This window comes from Scandinavium sp. UTDF21-P1B (assembly GCF_040750395.1).
In the GTDB taxonomy this organism is placed as follows: Bacteria; Pseudomonadota; Gammaproteobacteria; order Enterobacterales; family Enterobacteriaceae; genus Scandinavium.
On the sequence record NZ_JBFLVD010000012.1, the window covers coordinates 171,153 to 191,494 of the forward strand.

Consider the following 20,342-nt stretch of genomic DNA (forward strand, 5'->3'; position numbering starts at 1 on the left):
TCCCTCTCCCCTATGGGAGAGGGTTAGGGGTAACACGCCAAAGGAGAATCTATGAAACGCTCCGACATCAACGACATACTCGGTCAGACGCGGCAGTTTTTCTCCATGCACGACGTCCACCTGCCCGCGTTTGCCAGCTTCCCGCCAACGAAGTGGCACCAGCTCGACCCGGATGCCTGGCACGAAGTGTTTGCCCTTAAGCTCGGCTGGGACGTCACCGCCTTTGGCGGCACAAATTTTCTGGCGCAGGGGCTGACCCTCTTTACCCTGCGTAACGGCTCGCCCAACGGTATGCCCTATGAAAAGAGCTACGCGGAAAAAATCATGCACGTGCGCGACGGGCAGGTGACGCCGATGCATTTCCACTGGCGCAAGCGGGAAGACATTATCAACCGCGGCGGCGGCAATCTGATTATTGAGCTGTGGAACGCGGATATGAACGCGCAGACCGAAAACACCGACGTCACCGTGACGCTCGACGGCTGTCGGCAAACGCATGCCGCAGGCAGCCAGCTTCGGCTGTCGCCGGGGGAAAGCATCTGCCTGCCGCCGGGGCTTTATCACAGCTTCTGGGGCGAGCGCGGCTTCGGCGACGTGCTGGTGGGAGAAGTCTCCACCGTTAACGATGACGACCACGACAACCACTTCCTGTTTCCGCTTGAGCGCTACAGCAGCATTGAAGAAGACGAGCCAGCGCATCTGGTGCTGTGCAATGAATACCGCCTTTTCATTAACCATACCCTATAGATTTCAGGCTGCAGAAAGGCGGCAAGAGAGCAAATCCCGATGCGCTTACCTCAGTAAGTGATTCGGGTTTGCGAATGCCGCCAACGCAACTACAGCCTGAAAGATGACGGGTATGAAGGAGAACGCTATGCCTCTGATCTCCCTCGCCGACGGCCTGGCCCACGCTCGCGAGCATCGCTACGCGCTGGGCGCATTTAACGTCCTCGACTCCCATTTTCTACGCGCACTGTTTGCCGCCGCGGAGCAGGAGCGCTCGCCTTTTATCATCAATATCGCCGAGGTGCATTTTAAGTACCTGTCGCTGGAATCGCTGGTCGAAGCCGTGCGTTTTGAGGCTTCCCGGCACGACATTCCGGTGGTGCTGAACCTCGATCATGGCCTGCATTTTGAGGCGGTGGTGCGTGCGCTGCGCCTGGGATTCAGCTCGGTCATGTTCGACGGCTCAACGCTCGATTACGACGAAAATATTCGCCAGACCCGCGAAGTGGTGAAGATGTGCCACGCGGTTGGCGTATCGGTTGAGGCAGAACTGGGCGCGGTAGGAGGAGACGAAGGGGGCGCGCTGTACGGTCACGCCGACGAAGCGTTTTTCACCGACCCAAATCTGGCACGCGAATTCGTCGACAGAACGGGCATTGACGCCCTCGCCGTCGCCATAGGCAACGCCCACGGCAAATACAAAGGCGAGCCGAAGCTCGACTTCGCCCGCCTCGACGCCATTCGCGAGCAAACCGGCCTGCCGCTGGTGCTGCATGGCGGCTCCGGCATCAGCGATGCGGATTTCCGCCGCGCCATTGAGCTTGGCATTCACAAAATCAACTTCTACACCGGGATGTCGCAGGCAGCGCTCGCGGCGGTGGAGCAGCGCATAAACCATCGTCAGCCGATTTATGACGAGTTTGCCGAACTGCTGCTCGGCATTGAAACCGCGATTACCGATACCGTCGCGGAACAGATGCGCATCTTCGGCAGCGTGGGGAAAGCCTGATGGAGCGCATCGGCATTATCGCTGCCGGGAATATGCTGGTCGATCACGTGCATAAAATCGTGCAGTGGCCGGAGCGCGGCTGGCTGGCAGAGATCACCCACAGCGAGCGTTCAACGGGCGGCGCACCGCTGAACGTGCTGCTGACGCTCGCCAAAATGCGCAGCCACCTGCCGCTGCAGGCGGTCGGGCTGGTGGGCGAAGACAGCGACGGCGACTACATCATGGCGATGCTCGACCAGTATCACGTCAACCGTCAGCACGTGCAGCGCACCAGCTTTGCGCCAACGTCAATGTCGCAGGTGATGACCGATCCCAGCGGCCAGCGCACGTTCTTCCACTCACCTGGCGCGAATCGCCTGCTTGATCTGCCCGCCTTCGACAGGCTGGAAGGATCGATGAAGATCTTCCATCTCGGCTATCTGCTGCTGCTCGACAGCCTCGATCTGGCTGATAAAGAGTACGGCACCCGCGCCGCTCGCCTGCTGGCCCAGATGCGCGAGAAAGGCTATGAAACGTCGCTCGATTTGGTGTCGCGTAAGGGCGACCCGCGCTATCAGCCGCTGGTGCGTCCGGCGTTGCAGCACCTCGATTATCTGGTGATTAACGAACTGGAGGCGGGAGAATTTAGCGAACTGGCGATTCGTGCCGAAGAGGGAGAACCGATTATCGACAATATCGCCGCTGCCGCCGCGCTGCTGCTGAAAGCTGGCGTGAAGCAACGGGTGGTGATCCATTGCCCGGAGGGCGCATGGTGTGAAGCGCCGGGCGAAGCAGGGCAATGGGTGCCGTCATGGCGGCTGGAGCAAAGTGAGATTATCGGCAGCGTCGGCGCCGGAGATGCTTTCTGCGCCGGGTTCCTGTACGGCTGCCACGAAAAGTGGGGGCTGAAAGAAAGCGTGCAGTTAGCCCACGCCTGCGCAAGAGCCAGTCTGCAGTGCGCCAACGCAATTGACGGAGCGAAATCGCTCGATGAGCTACAGCTGTTTATCAGTGAACATCAGGCCTGAATTACCGGGCGGCGCTTCGCTTGCCCGGGCCTACAACTGCAGCATCAGTTTTTGTAGGCCGGATAAGCGTCAGCGCCATCCGGCAAAACTACGCAGCTTTATCGCTATGCACCACGTCCGCCGCAAATACATATCCCAGCCCGCGCAGGGTTTTAATCAGCGTCGGCTGGTGCGGGTTGGTTTCAATTTTCCGCCGCAGGCGCATGATGAGCACGTCGATGGTGCGGTCAAACACCTCGATGCTTTCGCTGTGGGTGAGTTCCAGCAGCTGTTCACGACTCAGCACGCGTCGGGCGTTTTGCGCCAGCGCCAGCAGCAGACCATATTCCCCTTGCGTCAGCGCAACCGCCTGCTGCGTGGGAGCGATCAGTTCACAGCGTTCGGTATCCAGCCGCCAGCCGTTAAAGCTCATGCCGCTGCCCTGCCCGCTGCGTACGTCCACCGTCAGCGCGCCGCTGCGGCGTAGCACCGCCTTCAGGCGAGCCACCACAATGCGCGGATTAAAAGGTTTGCCGATGTAGTCGTCGGCACCCATCTCCAGACCTACCACCACGTCGGATTCGCTGCCCATGCCGGTCAGCATCACCACCGGCAGCTCCGGTCGCAGCCGCTGGATCTGCGTGAGCACCTGCAGGCCATTGATGTCAGGCAGCATCATGTCGAGCAGCACCAGCGCGATATCGGCCCGCTGCGCCACGGTCTCCACGCCGGACTGACCGAGATGGCACACGGCCACGTCAAACACGTGCTCGGCGAGGACATCCCGCAGGAGTTCGCAGATTGCCGTGTCGTCATCAATCACCAGTATGACCGGTTTCATCGCCATTCCCCTGCCCAGTTCGCCATGGAGTAAGTCTGGATGATTCTGCGGCGCCCTCCAGCCAATGCCAGCACCAGGTGATGAATCTTTAACCGCCGTCACATCGCAGCGCTTTTCGACACGTCAAAACTGTCGAGTCGCGCAGTTTCGTCATTCAATGGCGCGGCTCGCCCCGCGAATACCCACACAATAAAGAGTGGCATAAAACCTGCATCAGGGAGCCCTGAACGCAATTTGCGACTGGTTAACTGGAGCGAAACCGATGAAAAAAGTCGTCACGGTTTGCCCTTACTGCGCATCGGGCTGCAAGATAAACCTGGTGGTGGATAACGGCAAAATAGTCCGGGCGGAAGCGGCGCAGGGGAAAACCAATCAGGGCACGCTGTGCCTGAAAGGTTACTACGGCTGGGATTTTATCAACGATACCCAAATCCTCACCCCGCGCCTGAAAACCCCAATGATTCGCCGCGAGCGCGGCGGCAAGCTGGAAGCGGTGTCCTGGGATGAAGCGCTGAACTACGTGGCCGAACGCCTGAGCGCGATCAAAGCTAAATACGGCCCGGACGCTATTCAGACCACGGGGTCGTCACGTGGTACCGGTAATGAAACTAACTATGTGATGCAGAAATTTGCGCGCGCCGTTATTGGTACCAATAACGTCGACTGCTGCGCACGCGTCTGACACGGCCCTTCGGTTGCAGGTCTGCACCAGTCGGTCGGTAACGGCGCAATGAGTAATGCCATCACCGAGATTGATAACACCGATCTCGTGTTTATTTTCGGGTACAACCCGGCAGATTCACACCCTATTGTGGCGAACCACGTGATCAACGCCAAACGCAATGGGGCGAAAATTATCGTCTGCGATCCGCGTAAAATTGAAACCGCGCGCATTGCCGATATGCATATCGCACTGAAAAACGGTTCAAATATCGCGCTATTGAATGCGATCGGTCACGTAATCATCGAAGAAAACCTCTACGACGCGACTTTCGTCGCCAGCCGTACCGAGGGCTTTGAGGAGTATCGCAAAATCGTTGAAGGCTATACGCCGGAGTCGGTGGAAGCCATTACCGGCGTGAGCGCGCAGGAAATTCGCCAATGTGCGCGGATGTACGCGGGCGCGAAATCCGCCGCCATCCTGTGGGGCATGGGCGTGACCCAGTTCTATCAGGGCGTGGAAACGGTGCGTTCGCTGACGAGCCTCGCGATGCTGACCGGCAACCTTGGTCGTCCGAGCGTGGGCGTGAACCCGGTGCGTGGTCAAAACAACGTGCAGGGCGCGTGCGATATGGGCGCGCTGCCGGATACCTATCCGGGCTATCAGTACGTCAACAACCCTGCCAACCGCGAGAAATTCGCCAAAGCCTGGGGCGTGGAAAGCCTGCCTGCACATACCGGCTATCGCATCAGCGAGCTGCCGCACCGTGCGGCGCACGGCGAAGTGCGCGCGGCGTACATCATGGGTGAAGATCCGCTTCAGACGGACGCTGAACTCTCTGCGGTGCGTAAAGGGTTTGAAGATCTCGAGCTGGTTATCGTGCAGGACATCTTTATGACCAAAACCGCTTCGGCGGCGGACGTCATTTTGCCGTCCACCTCCTGGGGTGAACACGAAGGCGTTTACACCGCCGCAGACCGCGGCTTCCAGCGCTTCTTCAAGGCGGTAGAGCCGAGGTGGAATCTGAAGACCGACTGGCAGATCATCAGCGAGATCGCCACCCGCATGGGCTACCCGATGCACTACAACAACACCCAGGAAATCTGGGATGAGTTGCGTAATCTGTGCCCGAGCTTCAAAGGGGCCACTTACGAAAAAATGGGCGAGCTCGGCTATGTGATGTGGCCGTGCAGCGATGAGTCCGACGCCGATCAGGGCACGTCGTACCTCTTTAAAGAGAAGTTCGACACGCCAAACGGCCTGGCGCAGTTCTTCACCTGCGATTGGGTTGCGCCTATTGATAAGCTCACCGAAGAGTATCCGATGGTGCTCTCCACGGTGCGCGAAGTCGGCCATTACTCCTGTCGTTCGATGACCGGCAACTGCGCGGCGCTGGCGGCGCTGGCCGACGAACCAGGCTACGCGCAAATCAACACCGCAGATGCCGCAAGGCTCGGTATTGAGAACGAAGCGCTGGTGTGGGTGAATTCGCGTAAAGGCAAAATCATCACCCGGGCGCAGGTCAGCGATCGCCCGAACGTCGGGGCGGTGTATATGACCTACCAGTGGTGGATTGGCGCCTGTAACGAGCTGGTGACCGAAAACTTAAGCCCGATAACCAAAACGCCGGAGTACAAATATTGCGCCGTTCGGGTAGAGCGTATCGAGGATCAGCGCACGGCTGAGCAGTACGTGATCGACGAATACAACAAGCTGAAATCCCGTCTGCGTGAGAGTGCGCTGGGGTGAGGCTGGCTCGTTGATTGTGATGAGGGGTGAATTTTTTCACCCTTTTTTTAGTACAGATGCATCATTTCAATCTTTTTGGTCGCCCTTTATACTGCGTGTCCTCCCTTTCAGATGAAAAAATGATGATGAAACGCTGCGTTTGGTTGCTCTTATTCCCGCTGCTGGCTCAGGCCGACGAGATTGGCTCACAGTACAGAGAGCGGGCTGAAACGGGTGACAGACGCGCACAGTATTATCTCGCCGATACGTATTACAGTTCCGGCGATGATCAACATGCCCGCTATTGGGCCGAGAAAGCCGCTGAAAACGGCGAGCCGGATGCCGCCGCCCTGCTGGCGCAGATGATGATGAAAACCAATCTGCCCGGTGCCCGAAAGCTTGCGGAACAGGCCACGCTCGCGGGCAGCGCCAACGGGGAAATCATTCTCGCCCACACCTTAGTGAACACGCTTGCAGGTAAGACGGATTATCCGTATGCGCTCTCATTGTTAGAGAAAGCTGCGAAAAAGACGGACAGCGACGCCGCCGTGGATGCACAGATGCTTCTCGGGCTCATTTACGCCAACGGGGGTGAAGTCAGGGAAGATGATGCTAAAGCTACAGAGTACTTCAAGCGTAGCTCGATGCTATCGCGCTCCGGCTACGCCGAATACTGGGCGGGCGAAATGTTCCTCACCGGCGAAAATGGCTTTATCCAGCCGAACAAGCAGAAGGCGCTGAGCTGGTTTAACGTCAGCTGTCTGGAAGGCAATGATTCAGGCTGTGAAGCGCTGGATGCGCTGAGCGGGGAGTAAAACAGCCCGCGCGTTTCTTTAAGGGCATTGTCGGGTGGCGCTTACGCTTACCCGACCTACAAAAAACTGCCGAACGGCGCTTCGTTTGCCCGACCTGCATGAACTATGCAGGCCGGTAACGCGTAGGCCGGGTAAGCGCATGCGCCACCCGGCACTGTTTTGTTAACGATTCGCGGTCTTATCAAATTTACCCAGCATTTCACGCTCGTAGGCCTGCGCTTTTTTGCGGTCAAACTTGTGTTCCCACTTGGCAATCACCAGCACCGCCAGCGCGTTACCCACCACGTTCAGCGCCGTACGAGCCATGTCGAGGATACGGTCAACGCCGGCGATAAACGCCAGGCCTTCCAGCGGAATGCCCACGCTGCCAAGCGTTGCCAGCAGCACCACGAACGACACGCCCGGCACGCCCGCAATGCCTTTTGAGGTCACCATCAGCGTCAACACCAGAATGATTTCCTGGCCGAGCGACAGCTCAATACCGTAGAGCTGAGCGATGAAAATCGCCGCGATGCTCTGGTACAGCGTCGAGCCGTCAAGGTTGAAGGAGTAGCCCGTCGGCACCACGAAGCTGGTGATCGACGAAGGTGCGCCGTAGGCTTCCATTTTCTCAATGATGCGCGGCAGTACGCTCTCGGAGCTTGCCGTGGAGTAGGCCAGAATCAGCTCGTCCTTCAGAATGCGGATCAAAATCCAGATGCTCAGGCCGCACATTTTGGCGACCGCACCAAGAACCACCAGCGCGAAGAACAGGATGGCGACGTAAACCAGAATCACCAGCTTAGCGAGCGGCCACAGTGAGGCAAAACCGAAGTTAGCCACGGTCACCGAGATCAGCGCGAACACGCCAATCGGCGCATAACGCATGACCATGTGCGTCACTTTGAACATCGTTTCGGACACGGAGCGGAAGACGGTCACCAGCGGTTCACGGTGCGCAGACGGCAGCGACGACAGGCCCAGGCCAAACAGTACCGAGAAGAAGATAATCGGCAGCATGTCACCCTTCGCCATGGAGGCGAAAATGTTGGTCGGCACCAGCGACAGGATCGTGCCCATCAGGCCATGCGCGTGGCTGGCCACTTCCGCCGTGGTGTTCTGGTATTTAGAGATATCGACCGTGGCGAGCGTCGACATATCGATGCCTGCCCCCGGCTGGAACACGTTCGCCAGCGTAATGCCCAGAATGATAGCGACGGTGGTAATAATTTCGAAATAGATAATGGTTTTTGCGCCGATACGCCCGAGCGATTTAGCATCACCCACGCCCGCAATCCCGACCACCAGCGTCGAAATCACAATCGGTACCACGATCATTTTGATCAGGTGAATAAAGATATCACCGGCAGGCGACAGCAGGTTGGCAATCAGCCATTCACGGCTATCGCTTTGATAATGAAGGTAGCTTCCCAGGAGAATACCCAGCACCAGGGCCAGCAGAATTTGCCAGGCCAGGCTGACTTTTGCTTTTTTCATAATTGCAGACTTCCTCAATGCACAGCGGCATTCATGTTAATGAATGTCACCCACTGAAAGGGGGATGATTTGTGTTGCGTATCTGTGTGGAGTTTTTTTACGCGGCGTATGAGTATCACCTGTACGGCATGTCGCGCAAGCCTTTCAGAACGGGGCTTTTGGCTGACAAAAGCGAGATTAGCGCGAATTAAGTCTGTTTACGGTAAATAACCGTTTGTTATAGAAAACTTTTTTTATCCTAAAAAAGTATATATTCATTATCGTGATTATTTTTACTCGAAGATTCATTTGGCTAAATTTCATACACTACAAACAATGCGTGATCTGTCGCCCAAATAATAAACAAAGCCTGTAAAGACTCTATTATTAACGTTTGTTTGACATATATTTAACATTCTAATAAGGAGAGCAAAAACCATGAGCCAGATCCATAAACACTCTATTCCCGCAAACATTGCGGAAAACTGCCTGATTAACCCGGAACAATATAAGACAAAGTATCAACAGTCAGTCAGCGACCCGGACGCCTTCTGGGGCGAACAGGGGAAAATCCTCGACTGGATCAAACCGTATAACACAGTCAAAAACACCTCCTTCGCGCCCGGCAACGTCTCCATTAAATGGTACGAAGACGGCACGCTGAACCTGGCGGCCAACTGCCTTGACCGTCACCTGGCCGAGCGCGGCGATCAGACGGCCATCATCTGGGAAGGCGACGATGCCAGCCAGAGCAAACACATTACCTATAAGGAACTGCACCGCGACGTCTGCCGCTTCGCGAATGTCCTGACCGACCTGGGCATTAAAAAGGGCGACGTGGTGGCCATTTATATGCCGATGGTGCCGGAAGCCGCCGTGGCGATGCTCGCCTGTGCGCGCATTGGCGCGGTGCATTCCGTTATTTTTGGCGGTTTCTCGCCAGAAGCAGTCGCTGGCCGCATTATCGACTCCAGCTCACGGCTGGTGATCACCGCCGATGAAGGCGTGCGCGCCGGGCGTTCAATTCCGCTGAAGAAAAACGTCGACGATGCGCTGAAAAACCCGAACGTGAAAAGCGTTGAACACGTGGTTGTACTCAAACGCACCGGCGGCAAAACCGAATGGCACGAAGGCCGCGATCTGTGGTGGAGCGACCTGACAGAAAAAGCCAGCGATCGGCACCAACCGGTCGAAGTTGGCGCGGAAGATCCGCTGTTCATCCTGTACACCTCCGGTTCCACCGGCAAACCGAAAGGCGTGCTGCACACCACCGGCGGCTACCTGGTTTACGCGGCAACCACCTTCAAATACGTCTTTGACTATCATCAGGGCGACATCTACTGGTGCACCGCCGACGTGGGTTGGGTCACCGGCCACAGCTACCTGCTGTACGGGCCGCTGGCCTGCGGCGCGACCACGCTGATGTTCGAAGGCGTGCCAAACTGGCCGACGCCCGCTCGCATGAGCCAGGTCGTCGACAAGCACAAGGTCAATATTCTCTATACCGCGCCGACTGCGATTCGTGCGCTGATGGCCGAAGGCGACAAAGCGATTCAGGGCACCGACCGCTCAACGCTGCGTATTCTGGGCTCCGTCGGCGAACCGATTAACCCGGAAGCCTGGGAGTGGTACTGGAAGAAAATCGGCAACGAGAAGTGCCCGGTGATGGACACCTGGTGGCAGACCGAAACCGGCGGCTTCATGATCACCCCGCTGCCAGGTGCTACGGAGCTCAAAGCAGGCTCGGCAACGCGTCCGTTCTTTGGCGTGCAGCCTGAGCTTGTCGATAACGAAGGCAACAGGCTGGAAGGTGCAACCGAAGGCAACCTGGTCATTACCGATTCCTGGCCGGGTCAGGCACGCACGCTGTTTGGCGACCATGAGCGCTTCGAGCAGACCTATTTTTCAACCTTCAAAAACATGTACTTCAGCGGCGACGGCGCGCGCCGTGACGAAGACGGCTACTTCTGGATCACCGGCCGCGTCGATGACGTGCTGAACGTTTCCGGTCACCGTCTTGGCACCGCTGAGATTGAGTCAGCGCTGGTGTCGCATCCCAAAATCGCCGAGGCGGCGGTGGTCGGCATTCCGCACAGCATTAAAGGTCAGGCGATTTATGCCTACGTCACCCTGAACCACGGCGAAGAGCCGAGCCCGGAACTGTACACCGAGGTGCGTAACTGGGTGCGTAAAGAGATTGGCCCGCTGGCGACGCCGGACGTGCTGCACTGGACCGACTCGCTGCCGAAAACCCGCTCCGGCAAAATCATGCGCCGCATTCTGCGCAAGATTGCCGCCGGGGATACCAGCAACTTTGGTGATACCTCAACGCTTGCCGATCCGGGCGTGGTGGAAAAACTGCTCGAAGAGAAGCAGTCCATTTCGGTGCCTTCTTAATCACGGCTGAATTGCCCGGCGGCGCAAGCTTGCCGGGCCTACAAAACGTAGGCCGGGTTAACGACAGTGCCACCCGGCAATGCATTGCTTTACCAGCAAGGTGAGAGTGTTTTTCCGTATGCCACTCTCCTCCCATTCTTGTCCTGATAAGGACAAGAGCACAGTACGGTGTTCTGTTTTGCCCTACATAAAAAACTAGTATCTACCTCTGGAGACTCTGTGATGAATCAAGATATCTGTCAGCAGATAGAAGACAGCGCGCATTTCAGGGAGTTAGTCGACAAACGGCAACGGTTTGCCGCCATTCTGTCCGTTATCATGCTTATCGTGTACGTCGGTTTTATTCTGCTGATCGCCTTCGCGCCCGGCTGGCTTGGCACGCCGCTGCACGCGGGCACCAGCGTCACCCGCGGCATTCCCATCGGCATTGGCGTTATCGTGATCTCTTTCCTTCTGACGGGCGTATACGTCTGGCGGGCCAACGGGGAGTTCGACAAACTGACCAAAGCGGTGATGCGTGAGGTGAAGGCATAATGAAAAAGCTACTGACGGCGCTGGCCGCCACTCTTCCGCTGGCGGCGAACGCTGCCGACGCCATCACCGGCGAGGTGCAGCGTCAGCCGACAAACTGGGAAGCCATCATCATGTTCCTGGTGTTCGTGGTGCTGACGCTCTACATCACTTACTGGGCCTCCAAGCGCGTACGTTCACGTAACGATTACTACACTGCGGGCGGTAACATCACCGGTTTGCAGAACGGACTGGCGATTGCCGGGGACTTTATGTCCGCCGCGTCGTTCCTCGGGATCTCTGCGCTGGTCTACACCTCCGGCTACGACGGGCTGATTTACTCGCTTGGTTTCCTCGTTGGCTGGCCAATTATTCTGTTCCTGATCGCCGAACGCCTGCGCAACCTCGGGCGCTACACCTTTGCCGACGTGGCGTCCTATCGCCTGAAGCAAGGGCCAATCCGCACCCTTTCCGCCTGCGGTTCGCTGGTGGTAGTGGCGCTGTATCTGATTGCGCAGATGGTCGGCGCGGGCAAGCTCATCGAGCTGCTGTTCGGCCTCAACTACCACGTCGCCGTAGTGCTGGTGGGCGTGCTGATGGTGATGTACGTGCTGTTCGGCGGCATGCTGGCGACCACCTGGGTGCAGATCATCAAAGCAGTGCTGCTGCTGTTCGGCGCAAGCTTTATGGCATTTATGGTGATGAAGCACGTTGGCTTTAGCTTCAATAACCTGTTCACCGAAGCGATGGCGGTGCATCCGAAAGGCGCGGCAATCATGAGCCCGGGCGGGCTGGTGAAAGATCCGATTTCCGCACTCTCTCTCGGCCTCGGCCTGATGTTCGGCACCGCCGGGCTACCGCATATTCTGATGCGTTTCTTCACCGTCAGCGACGCCCGTGAAGCGCGTAAGAGCGTGTTCTATGCCACTGGCTTTATGGGCTACTTCTACATCCTGACCTTTATCATCGGCTTCGGCGCGATCATGCTGGTCGGCGCGAACCCGGCGTTTAAAGACGCGGCGGGCCAGCTGATCGGCGGCAACAACATGGCGGCGGTGCATCTGGCAGATGCGGTCGGCGGCAACCTGTTCCTCGGCTTTATTTCGGCCGTGGCGTTTGCCACCATTCTGGCCGTGGTTGCTGGTTTAACGCTGGCGGGGGCATCAGCGGTATCCCACGATCTTTACGCCAACGTCTTCCGTAAAGGCGCGTCCGAGCGTGATGAGCTGCGGGTATCGAAAATCACCGTGCTGATTCTTGGTGTAGTGGCAATCCTGCTGGGCATTTTGTTCGAGAAGCAGAACATCGCCTTTATGGTGGGCCTGGCGTTCTCCATCGCCGCGAGCTGTAACTTCCCGATCATTCTGCTGTCGATGTACTGGTCGAAGCTGACCACTCGCGGCGCGATGATTGGCGGCTGGCTCGGCCTGCTGACGGCGATTGTGCTGATGATCCTCGGCCCAACTATTTGGGTGCAGATCCTCGGTCACGAAACAGCCGTGTTCCCGTACGAATATCCGGCGCTGTTCTCTATCGCCGTGGCATTCATCGGGATTTGGTTCTTCTCGGCAACGGACAACTCAGAAGCCGGGCTGCGCGAACGCGAGCAGTTCCGTGCCCAGTTTATCCGTTCCCAGACCGGACTCGGCATCGAACAGGGCCGCGCGCACTAAAGAAATGCCCGGTGGCGCTGATTGCCAGGTGGCGGCTAACGCCTGACCTGGCCTACAAACCGGGCCTGCAATCAGCCAGGCCGGGTTAACGCAGCGCCACCCGGCAATGAGGACTTTCAGAACATCACCCACGCCACCAGCGGGGCGGCGAGCACCGTAGCGACGCCGGAAAGCATCATCACCAGGCTTGCGACAACCCCTTCCTGCGGGCCTAACTCATAGGAACGTGCCGTTCCGGCACCGTGCGAGGCGGCACCAAACCCGGCCCCTTTCGCCATTCCTTCACGGATTGCCAGACGCATAAACAGCGCATCCCCCACTGCCATGCCGAACACGCCGGTGATCACTACAAACAGCGCCACCAGTTCAGGCTGTCCGCCAATCGGCTTAGCGGCCGCCAGGGCAAAAGGCGTGGTGATAGAGCGCACGGCGAGGCTGCGCTGAATTTCATCGGGTAGAGTAAACAGACGGGCCAGCCACACGGAACTGGTCACCGCGACAACCACCGCAGTCGTCACGCCCGCGGCGAGCGACATCCAGTGACGCTTTATCACCGCGAGGTTGTCATACACCGGCACCGCAAAGGCTATCGTCGCCGGGCCAAGCAGCCACAGCAGCCAGTGCGCTTCGCCCACGTAGTTTTGATAAGAGATGTGGCCGAAAATCAGCATCAGCACCAGCAGGATCGGCGTGAACACCAGCGGCATCAGCGGCAGTTTGCGAAAACGTCGATACAGACGTTTATTGGCGTAATAGAGCCCGAGGGTAATCGCGAGGCACAGCAGGCTCAGCGTTAAGCTATTCATGCTTCATCCTGCTTAATTCAAAGCGATAGACTTTATCCACCACCCACGCCGTTGCCCCCAGCACCAGCATCGTGCTCAGCGCGATCACCAGAAAGATTTTCCAGCCGTCGACCATCAGCAGCTGCGCGTAGTTAACCACAGCCACCACGGCAGGCACGAAGAAGAGCAGCATTTCCGCCAGCAGCCAGCGGGACCCGGCACGCACCCAGCTAAGGGGGAGAACGCGGCAGATAATCAGCGCCAGCATCAGCACCAGCCCCACCAGGTTGGCGGGCAGCGGCAGATGCCCCCACGCCACCAGATACTCAGCCAGAACAAACAACCCGGCATACAGAACCACCTGCACCGGAACCTGAAGATGATGCAGGACAGCAGGCGTTACGCGCCCTGAGGCCACAGCCATGAAAGGAATTCCTGAAAAAAGTGAAGGCGCTCAGTATAGTGAGCCGCCGACTGCGACTGAAATGAATTAAAATCATTGAAGGTATAGTTTTGAGGAATGATCATGGATATCAGAACGCTGCGCTATTTCGTTGAAGTGGTTCGCCAGCAAAGCTTCACCCGCGCGGCAGAGAAGCTGTTTGTCACCCAGCCCACCATCAGTAAGATGCTGAAAAATCTGGAAGATGAGCTCAACTGCACCCTGCTCATTCGGGATGGCCGCAAGCTGCTGCTGACCGATACCGGTCGCGTGGTCTTCGAGCGCGGCGTGGCCATTCTGACCGAATTTCGCCAGCTGGAAGCGGAACTCAGCGACATCAATCATCTGCATAAAGGTCTTTTGCGCCTCGGCATTCCGCCCATGGTTGGAATGCTGATGGCCGGGCCAATCAGCCTTTTTCGCCAGAGCTACCCCGGCGTCGAGCTGAAAATTGCCGAATTTGGCGGCCTGACGGTACAGCAGGCGGTGGTCAATGGCGAACTCGACGTGGCCATGACCGCCCTGCCCGTGGACGAAGAGAGCGGTCTCGCCACGCTGCCATTGTTCAGCCACCCGCTGTGCGTGCTGGTGCCGCGCTCCGGCGAGTGGTTAAACATGGAAACCATCGGCCCCGAGCAGCTGGCCGCGCATCCGCTGTTGATTTACAACGAAGACTTCGCTCTTAGCCGCCAGCTGATGCAGCTCTTTTCTGAACACGACGTCAAACCTCGCATCGCGGTACGCAGCGGGCAGTGGGATTTTCTGGCGGCAATGGTGCAGGCGGGCGTGGGCGTGGCGATTTTGCCGGAACCCATTTGCCAGCGGCTCGATAAAAACACATTACGCTGGATCCCCCTCGACAGCCCGCTGCACTGGCAGCTGGGGATGATCTGGCGTGAAGGAACTTACCTTTCCCACAGCGCACAGGCCTGGCTCAAGTGCTGCGAAGGGTTTTGGCAGCCCGGCGGCTGAGCCGGCGTTACAGCTTATCGACCAGCGTCCGGCTCTGAGAAATCAGCTCCCGACGCCCTTCATCCCCCTGCTGGAGCAGGCACACGAACAGCAAATCAATCAGCGTATGCTGGGCGGTACGCACGGAAATCGACGAACTGTGGGTTTTGCTGCCGTCGGCCAGCGTATCGAGGCACAGATCCGCCGCCTGGCGAAGCGGCGACTGATGCAGGGAAGTCAGCGCAATGACTTTCGCCCCGCGCGCTTTTGCCGCTTCGGCAGCGACCTGTACTTCCCGCCGGTTGCCGGAAAACGATATCGCAATCTGGACATCGGCGGCGGTCAATGATTGCGCCACGGTGATCTGCACGTGACTGTCCATCTCATGCATTACCGGATAGCCGATTTTCATCAGCTTGTACGCCAGGTCTTTGGCGATCAGCGACGACCCGCCAATGGCGGTTATCTGCACGCGTCCGGCAACGCGGATCAGATCCACGACCCTCTGAAGTCTGGCGAAATCAATCTCGTTGGTGGTATCGCGCAATGCCTGCTGCTTTTCCAGCAGCAGTTTCTCCGCTATCTGCGGGAAGGTGTCTTCACTGTTGATTTCATTGTGAATATAGGCAACGTCGTTTTTGCGTTCGGTGCTTTGCTGCCCCCACTCTTCCACCAGCGCGATTTTAAAATTGGTGTAGCCCTTGAAGCCGAGTTTCTGCGCAAACTTGATGATGCTCGACTGGCTGATGCCCAACACCTGCGCCAGCTCCGGCGAAGAGAACTGTTTAACGCGGCCCGGGTTATCAAGAATGAAGTCCGCAATCTTGCGCTCGCCGGGAGTGAACAGCGATTTATTATGCAGGATGGTATTGATGTGTTTCATAAGTCGATAACCAGACGCTTAGTTTTGGGGGTTCACCCGGGTGTAAAATACTATGTCATTCCCTTCGGCTTTACACCCTTATCCTGTTTCAGACTATGAACGCCGCCCACGGTGACTGAGATCACAGATCGCCAAATGGGATAAAATATTACTTTTAGCATTTATTATTGGAATATATTATTCCAAACATTAAGCACGTTATTCATCGAGGCCGTTATGAAAATTGATTTATCCACCCTGACCACCGAAAGCCGCAACCAGGCGAGTGAAAACATCGATAACCTGTCCACCCTGGACATGCTGAAAGTGATCAACGCCGAAGATAAAAAAGTGGCACTGGCAGTGGAAGAGCAGCTCCCTGCGATCGCCCAGGCCGTCGATGCCATCACCCAAGCGTTCGCCTGCGGCGGCCGCCTGATTTACTGTGGAGCGGGCACCTCGGGCCGTCTTGGCATTCTCGATGCCAGCGAATGCCCGCCAACCTACGGCACGCCGCGTGAAAGGGTGGTGGGGCTGATTGCCGGTGGCCACACCGCGATTCTGCAGGCGGTTGAAAACGCAGAAGATAATGTCCAGCTCGGCGAACAGGATCTGCGCGACCTTGCGCTGAACGAGCGCGACGTGGTTGTCGGTATCGCCGCCAGTGGCCGCACGCCGTACGTCATCGGCGCGCTGAAATACGCCCGCAGCGTGGGTGCCACCACGGGCGCTATCGCCTGCAATCGCGGCAGTGAAATTGGCAAGCTGGCCGATATCGCTATAGAACCCCTGGTCGGCCCGGAAGTGGTGACCGGCTCTTCCCGTATGAAGGCAGGCACCGCGCAAAAACTTATCCTGAATATGCTGACCACCGGTGCAATGATCCGCTCCGGTAAAGTGTTCGGCAACCTGATGGTTGACGTGGAAGCGACCAACGCCAAGCTTCTCCAGCGCCAGGTGAATATCGTGGTGCAGGCGACCGAATGCGATGCCGCCACCGCCGAAGCTGCGCTGAATGCCTGTAACCGCCACTGTAAAACCGCCATCGTGATGATCCTGGCGGGACTCAGCGCGGCAGAAGCAGGCGAAACGCTCGCTAAAAATAACGGCTTTATTCGCAGCGCCATTCAGGGCATCGGGAGCAACTAACCATGGCGAAAATAACAGCCCCAATGATTGAGCAACTGCTTCGGCTGGCAGGCGGTAAGACCAACATCAGCGTCTGCGGAAACTGCATGACGCGCCTGCGCCTGACGCTTCGTGACCGTGATGCCGCCGATATCGCGCAGCTGAAAGCCGTACCGGGCGTGCTCGGCGTTATCAACGGCGACGATCAGCTGCAAATCATCCTCGGCCCGGGCAAAGCACAAACCGCCAGCGAAATGATGAATGAGATGCTGAAAGCCGAAGGCGGCGAAAGCGAGGCGCCGGCAGCGCAAGCCGATCTGAAGTCCCAGGCGAGCCAGAACAAAGCCAAAATGAAGAGTAAGCAGAACAGCGCGGTGCATAACTTTTTAACCAAGTTTGCCACCATCTTTACCCCGCTGATCCCGGGCTTTATCGCCGCAGGCCTGCTGCTCGGCATCGCCACGCTGCTGCAGCAAATTTTCACTACGCCTGCCAGCTGGCTGGTTGACCTGATTGCCTACATGAAGGTGTTCAGCATCGGCCTGTTCACCTTCCTGAGCATTCTGATCGGCTTTAACACCCAGAAAGCCTTTGGCGGCTCGGGCGTGAACGGCGCGATCATCGCTTCGCTGTTTATTCTGCGCTACGTGCCGGAAGGCAAAGTGGGCTACTACGCGGGGATGCAGGACTTCTTCGGCCTGGCGATCGATCCGCGCGGCAACATCATTGGCGTGCTGTTGGCCTGTATTCTCGGCGCGTGGATTGAGCGTCAGGTGCGCCGGTTTGTCCACGACTCGCTGGACATGATCCTTACCTCGGCCATTACGTTACTGATTACCGGGGCGATTACCTTCACCGTGATCATGCCGATTGGCGGCGAGCTGTTCAAAGGGATGTCCTGGCTGTTCCTGCACCTGAACGGTAACCCGTTCGGCACGGCGATTCTCGCGGGCCTGTTCCTGATTGCGGTGGTGTTCGGTATTCACCAGGGCTTCGTGCCGGTGTACTTCGCGCTGATGGACGCGCAGGGTTTCAACTCTCTGTTCCCGATTCTGGCGATGGCCGGTGCCGGACAGGTCGGCGCGTCGCTCGCCCTGTTCTTCCGCGCGAAACACGGCTCTATGCTGCGCACCCAGATTAAAGGCGCCATCTTCCCGGGCCTGCTCGGCATCGGTGAACCGCTGATTTACGGCGTCACGCTGCCGCGCCTGAAGCCGTTCGTGACCGCCTGCTTCGGCGGCGCAGTAGGTGGGTTCTTTATCGGTCTGGTGTCCTGGATGGGGCTGCCGGTTGGTCTGAATACCGTGTTCGGCCCGTCAGGCCTGGTGTCGATTCCGCTGATGTCGTCTTCACAGGGGATTTTCGCCGGGATGGCGGTGTACGTCGCCGGGATCCTGATTTCTTACGCCGCCGGTTTTGTGCTGACCTGGTTCTTTGGCAGTAAAAACGTCGACCTGCAATAGCAGTCGGTTGTTTTCCCCCTTTGAGCCGCCCTGAGGGCGGCTCTTTTTTTGCCCGGAGGCACTGTGTTTAGCGGGCCTGCGTTTGCTTCAGTATTGTTACTGATCTTCAATCAATAGCGCTTCCAGCAAATCGAGATCGTGCAGCAGCTTTTGCAGCGTTTCGTTGCTGATCTGGCGGGTGGCGCGCAGGTGGTAGAGCTCACCGCGCTCTGAACGCAGCGCCGCAAGGCGGAAGCGGCGCTCAAGGCTCTCTTCCAGCATTGAGGTTTCCACATCGTTACGCCCGTCGGCGCGACGGCGCAGGTTACCAATCACGCGTGAGCTCACTTCGGTCAGCAGCTGATTGTCGATATTCTCTTTCGTGTCCTGAGCCAGACGCTCTTCCATTTTCTGAATGGCGACTATCGCCACGTCCGCCGTTGCGGCACGCGCCAGGCGCTCTTCTTTGTGCTGCTGTGAGTGGTCGGCCACTTCGAGATGGCGCAGCAGGACAGGCATCAGCACCACGGCAACAAACAGCGAGAACAGAATCACCCCTGCGGCCAGGAATACCAGCTCGTAGCGAGCCGGGAAGACGTTGCCATCAGATAACAGAAGCGGAATCGAAAGCACACCGGCAAGCGTGATAGCGCCGCGAACGCCCGCAAAGGTGGCAATCAGCAGTTCACGGGTGCTCCAGCTGCCAAACTCCATCGGCTTTTTCTTCAGGAAGCGCTGGCTGAAGCGCTGCATGGTCCACAGCCAGCCGAAGCGCACCAGCATCAACGCGGCATAGATCAGAATGATGTCCGTAAACAGCATCCAGGTTTCCACGTTCGGATCGGCCTCAGCCGCCACCAGTGAAGACTCAAGGATCCCCGGCAGCTGCAGGCCTAACAGCAAAAACACCATGCCGTTAAACACAAACTCCAGCATCGCCCAGGTGCTGTTAGCACGCAGGCGCATCGCCAGCGGCGCAGTACGCATAACGCCGGAGCGGGTAATGGTCATCCCGGCGGCAACGGCGGCCAGAATGCCCGATACGCCGATGTGTTCGGCAATCAGGTAAGAGGCAAAAGGCAACAGGAACAGCAGGACAATCTGCGTAGCGGGTTCGTCACCGCCCCAGCGGCTGAGGAAGCGCAGCGAGCGCCCGTACAGCCAGCTGACGATAAAGCCCGCCAGGATGCCGCCGGTCGCCACTTTGACGAATTCCAGGGCTGCACCGCCGACGGTGAACACCATGGTTCCCATTATCACGGCGACGGCAAACTTCAGCGACACCAGACCCGAAGCGTCATTCATCAACGCTTCGCCCTGTAAAATACCCATGATTTTTTTCGGGATGCGGCCTTCACCGACGATACCGGAAAGTGCCACCGCATCGGTCGGCGACAGCACGGCTGCCAGCGCAAATGCCGGAATAAGCGGGATACCCGGAACCACCCAGTAAATCAGGAAACCGATGCCCACCACCGTCACCAGCACTAACGCCAGCGCCAGGCCAAAAATCTCTCGCCCGTGCTCGATAAATTCACGGGTCGGCGTCTTCCAGCCGTCGGCAAACAGCAGCGGTGGAATGAAGAGGACGAGGAAAAGCTCCGGATCAAACTCAACGTGCAGACCAAAGGTTGGCCACGCCAGCGCCGCCCCGATGAAGATTTGCATCAACGGCAGTGGAACCTGGAAGGGCAGAACTCGGGTAACGACCCCGGAGAGAGAGACCACGAGGGTCATAATCAGTATTGTGAAGAATATTTCCATGCTATCCCTGTTTGCGAAGTCTTAATTCTTGTGCTGTGTCTGATAATACGCCTTCCAGCTTATCGCAAAGCACAACAGGATGTTCCCTAAAATGGTAAAAGTTAAATGATTCATTGAGTTGAATGACATTTTGTGCATTCTTCGTCGCAGATCTTCTGCCCTGTTCT

The 20,342-nt window shown here is 57.6% G+C and carries 17 protein-coding genes; 11 read left to right on the forward strand and 6 right to left on the reverse strand.

Features of this window, described 5'->3' with window-relative positions; genetic code table 11:
• The first annotated feature begins 51 nt into the window (after positions 1-51).
• The 3 genes from AB1287_RS09215 to AB1287_RS09225 all read left to right on the forward strand — a co-directional run bounded on the left by AB1287_RS09215 (position 52) and on the right by AB1287_RS09225 (position 2,742).
• Positions 52-747 carry a D-lyxose/D-mannose isomerase gene (locus AB1287_RS09215; protein ID WP_435617590.1) on the forward strand — a complete coding sequence of 232 codons (696 nt, stop codon included), beginning with the start codon at positions 52-54 and terminating at the stop codon, positions 745-747.
• Positions 748-874: 127 nt separating this feature from the next.
• The gene (locus tag AB1287_RS09220; protein ID WP_435617591.1) at positions 875-1,735 is read left to right on the forward strand and encodes a ketose 1,6-bisphosphate aldolase; all 861 of its coding nucleotides are present in this window, start codon (positions 875-877) and stop codon (positions 1,733-1,735) included.
• Positions 1,732-2,742: a carbohydrate kinase family protein gene (locus tag AB1287_RS09225; RefSeq protein WP_312627635.1), complete on the forward strand. Its 1,011-nt coding sequence runs from the start codon at positions 1,732-1,734 to the stop codon at positions 2,740-2,742. Before AB1287_RS09220 ends, AB1287_RS09225 begins: the two co-directional genes overlap by 4 nt.
• A gap of 88 nt (positions 2,743-2,830) precedes the next feature.
• Here AB1287_RS09225 and AB1287_RS09230 read toward each other — a convergent pair whose 3' ends face one another.
• Entirely contained in the window at positions 2,831-3,562 is a 732-nt protein-coding gene (locus AB1287_RS09230) for a response regulator transcription factor (protein ID WP_312627595.1), read from the reverse strand.
• 262 nt (positions 3,563-3,824) lie between these two features.
• Between AB1287_RS09230 and fdhF the strand changes: the two genes are divergently transcribed.
• Both fdhF and AB1287_RS09240 read left to right on the forward strand, forming a co-directional pair.
• The gene (gene fdhF / locus AB1287_RS09235) at positions 3,825-5,972 is read left to right on the forward strand and encodes a formate dehydrogenase subunit alpha (RefSeq protein ID WP_435617592.1); all 2,148 of its coding nucleotides are present in this window, start codon (positions 3,825-3,827) and stop codon (positions 5,970-5,972) included.
• Between the two features lie 125 nt (positions 5,973-6,097).
• Positions 6,098-6,766: a tetratricopeptide repeat protein gene (locus AB1287_RS09240; protein ID WP_436799828.1), complete on the forward strand. Its 669-nt coding sequence runs from the start codon at positions 6,098-6,100 to the stop codon at positions 6,764-6,766.
• Between the two features lie 162 nt (positions 6,767-6,928).
• On the opposite strand, the gene gltP is transcribed toward AB1287_RS09240, so the two are convergent.
• Entirely contained in the window at positions 6,929-8,242 is a 1,314-nt protein-coding gene (gene gltP / locus AB1287_RS09245; RefSeq protein ID WP_312627592.1) for a glutamate/aspartate:proton symporter GltP, read from the reverse strand.
• A gap of 417 nt (positions 8,243-8,659) precedes the next feature.
• On the opposite strand from gltP, the gene acs reads away from it, so the two are divergent.
• The 3 genes from acs to actP all read left to right on the forward strand — a co-directional run bounded on the left by acs (position 8,660) and on the right by actP (position 12,801).
• Positions 8,660-10,618: an acetate--CoA ligase gene (gene acs / locus AB1287_RS09250; RefSeq protein WP_312627591.1), complete on the forward strand. Its 1,959-nt coding sequence runs from the start codon at positions 8,660-8,662 to the stop codon at positions 10,616-10,618.
• A gap of 222 nt (positions 10,619-10,840) precedes the next feature.
• On the forward strand, positions 10,841-11,152 hold the full coding sequence (locus AB1287_RS09255) for a DUF485 domain-containing protein (protein WP_312627590.1): 312 nt from the start codon (positions 10,841-10,843) through the stop codon (positions 11,150-11,152).
• Positions 11,152-12,801 (forward strand): cation/acetate symporter ActP, encoded by a 1,650-nt coding sequence (actP, locus tag AB1287_RS09260; protein ID WP_435617593.1) that lies wholly within the window; start codon positions 11,152-11,154, stop codon positions 12,799-12,801. Before AB1287_RS09255 ends, actP begins: the two co-directional genes overlap by 1 nt.
• A 116-nt stretch (positions 12,802-12,917) precedes the next feature.
• On the opposite strand, the gene AB1287_RS09265 is transcribed toward actP, so the two are convergent.
• The gene (locus AB1287_RS09265; protein WP_435617594.1) at positions 12,918-13,607 is read right to left on the reverse strand and encodes an LrgB family protein; all 690 of its coding nucleotides are present in this window, start codon (positions 13,605-13,607) and stop codon (positions 12,918-12,920) included.
• Positions 13,600-14,010: a CidA/LrgA family protein gene (locus AB1287_RS09270; protein WP_435617595.1), complete on the reverse strand. Its 411-nt coding sequence runs from the start codon at positions 14,008-14,010 to the stop codon at positions 13,600-13,602. Before AB1287_RS09270 ends, AB1287_RS09265 begins: the two co-directional genes overlap by 8 nt.
• A gap of 102 nt (positions 14,011-14,112) precedes the next feature.
• Here AB1287_RS09270 and AB1287_RS09275 point away from each other — a divergent pair, with 102 nt between their 5' ends.
• Positions 14,113-15,000 carry a LysR family transcriptional regulator gene (locus tag AB1287_RS09275; protein ID WP_435617596.1) on the forward strand — a complete coding sequence of 296 codons (888 nt, stop codon included), beginning with the start codon at positions 14,113-14,115 and terminating at the stop codon, positions 14,998-15,000.
• Positions 15,001-15,007: 7 nt separating this feature from the next.
• Here the strand turns inward: AB1287_RS09275 and AB1287_RS09280 are convergent, their stop codons facing one another.
• Positions 15,008-15,862 (reverse strand): SIS domain-containing protein, encoded by an 855-nt coding sequence (locus AB1287_RS09280; RefSeq protein ID WP_435617597.1) that lies wholly within the window; start codon positions 15,860-15,862, stop codon positions 15,008-15,010.
• Positions 15,863-16,078: 216 nt separating this feature from the next.
• Between AB1287_RS09280 and murQ the strand changes: the two genes are divergently transcribed.
• Together murQ and murP are read left to right on the forward strand one after the other, a co-directional pair.
• Positions 16,079-16,990, forward strand: a complete 912-nt coding sequence (gene murQ / locus AB1287_RS09285; protein ID WP_312627583.1) for an N-acetylmuramic acid 6-phosphate etherase — start codon at positions 16,079-16,081, stop codon at positions 16,988-16,990.
• A gap of 2 nt (positions 16,991-16,992) precedes the next feature.
• Positions 16,993-18,432: a PTS N-acetylmuramic acid transporter subunit IIBC gene (gene murP / locus AB1287_RS09290; RefSeq protein WP_435617598.1), complete on the forward strand. Its 1,440-nt coding sequence runs from the start codon at positions 16,993-16,995 to the stop codon at positions 18,430-18,432.
• A gap of 96 nt (positions 18,433-18,528) precedes the next feature.
• Here the strand turns inward: murP and AB1287_RS09295 are convergent, their stop codons facing one another.
• Positions 18,529-20,175, reverse strand: coding sequence for a Na+/H+ antiporter (locus tag AB1287_RS09295; RefSeq protein WP_312627579.1), 1,647 nt, complete (start codon positions 20,173-20,175; stop codon positions 18,529-18,531).
• Positions 20,176-20,342: the final 167 nt, after the last annotated feature.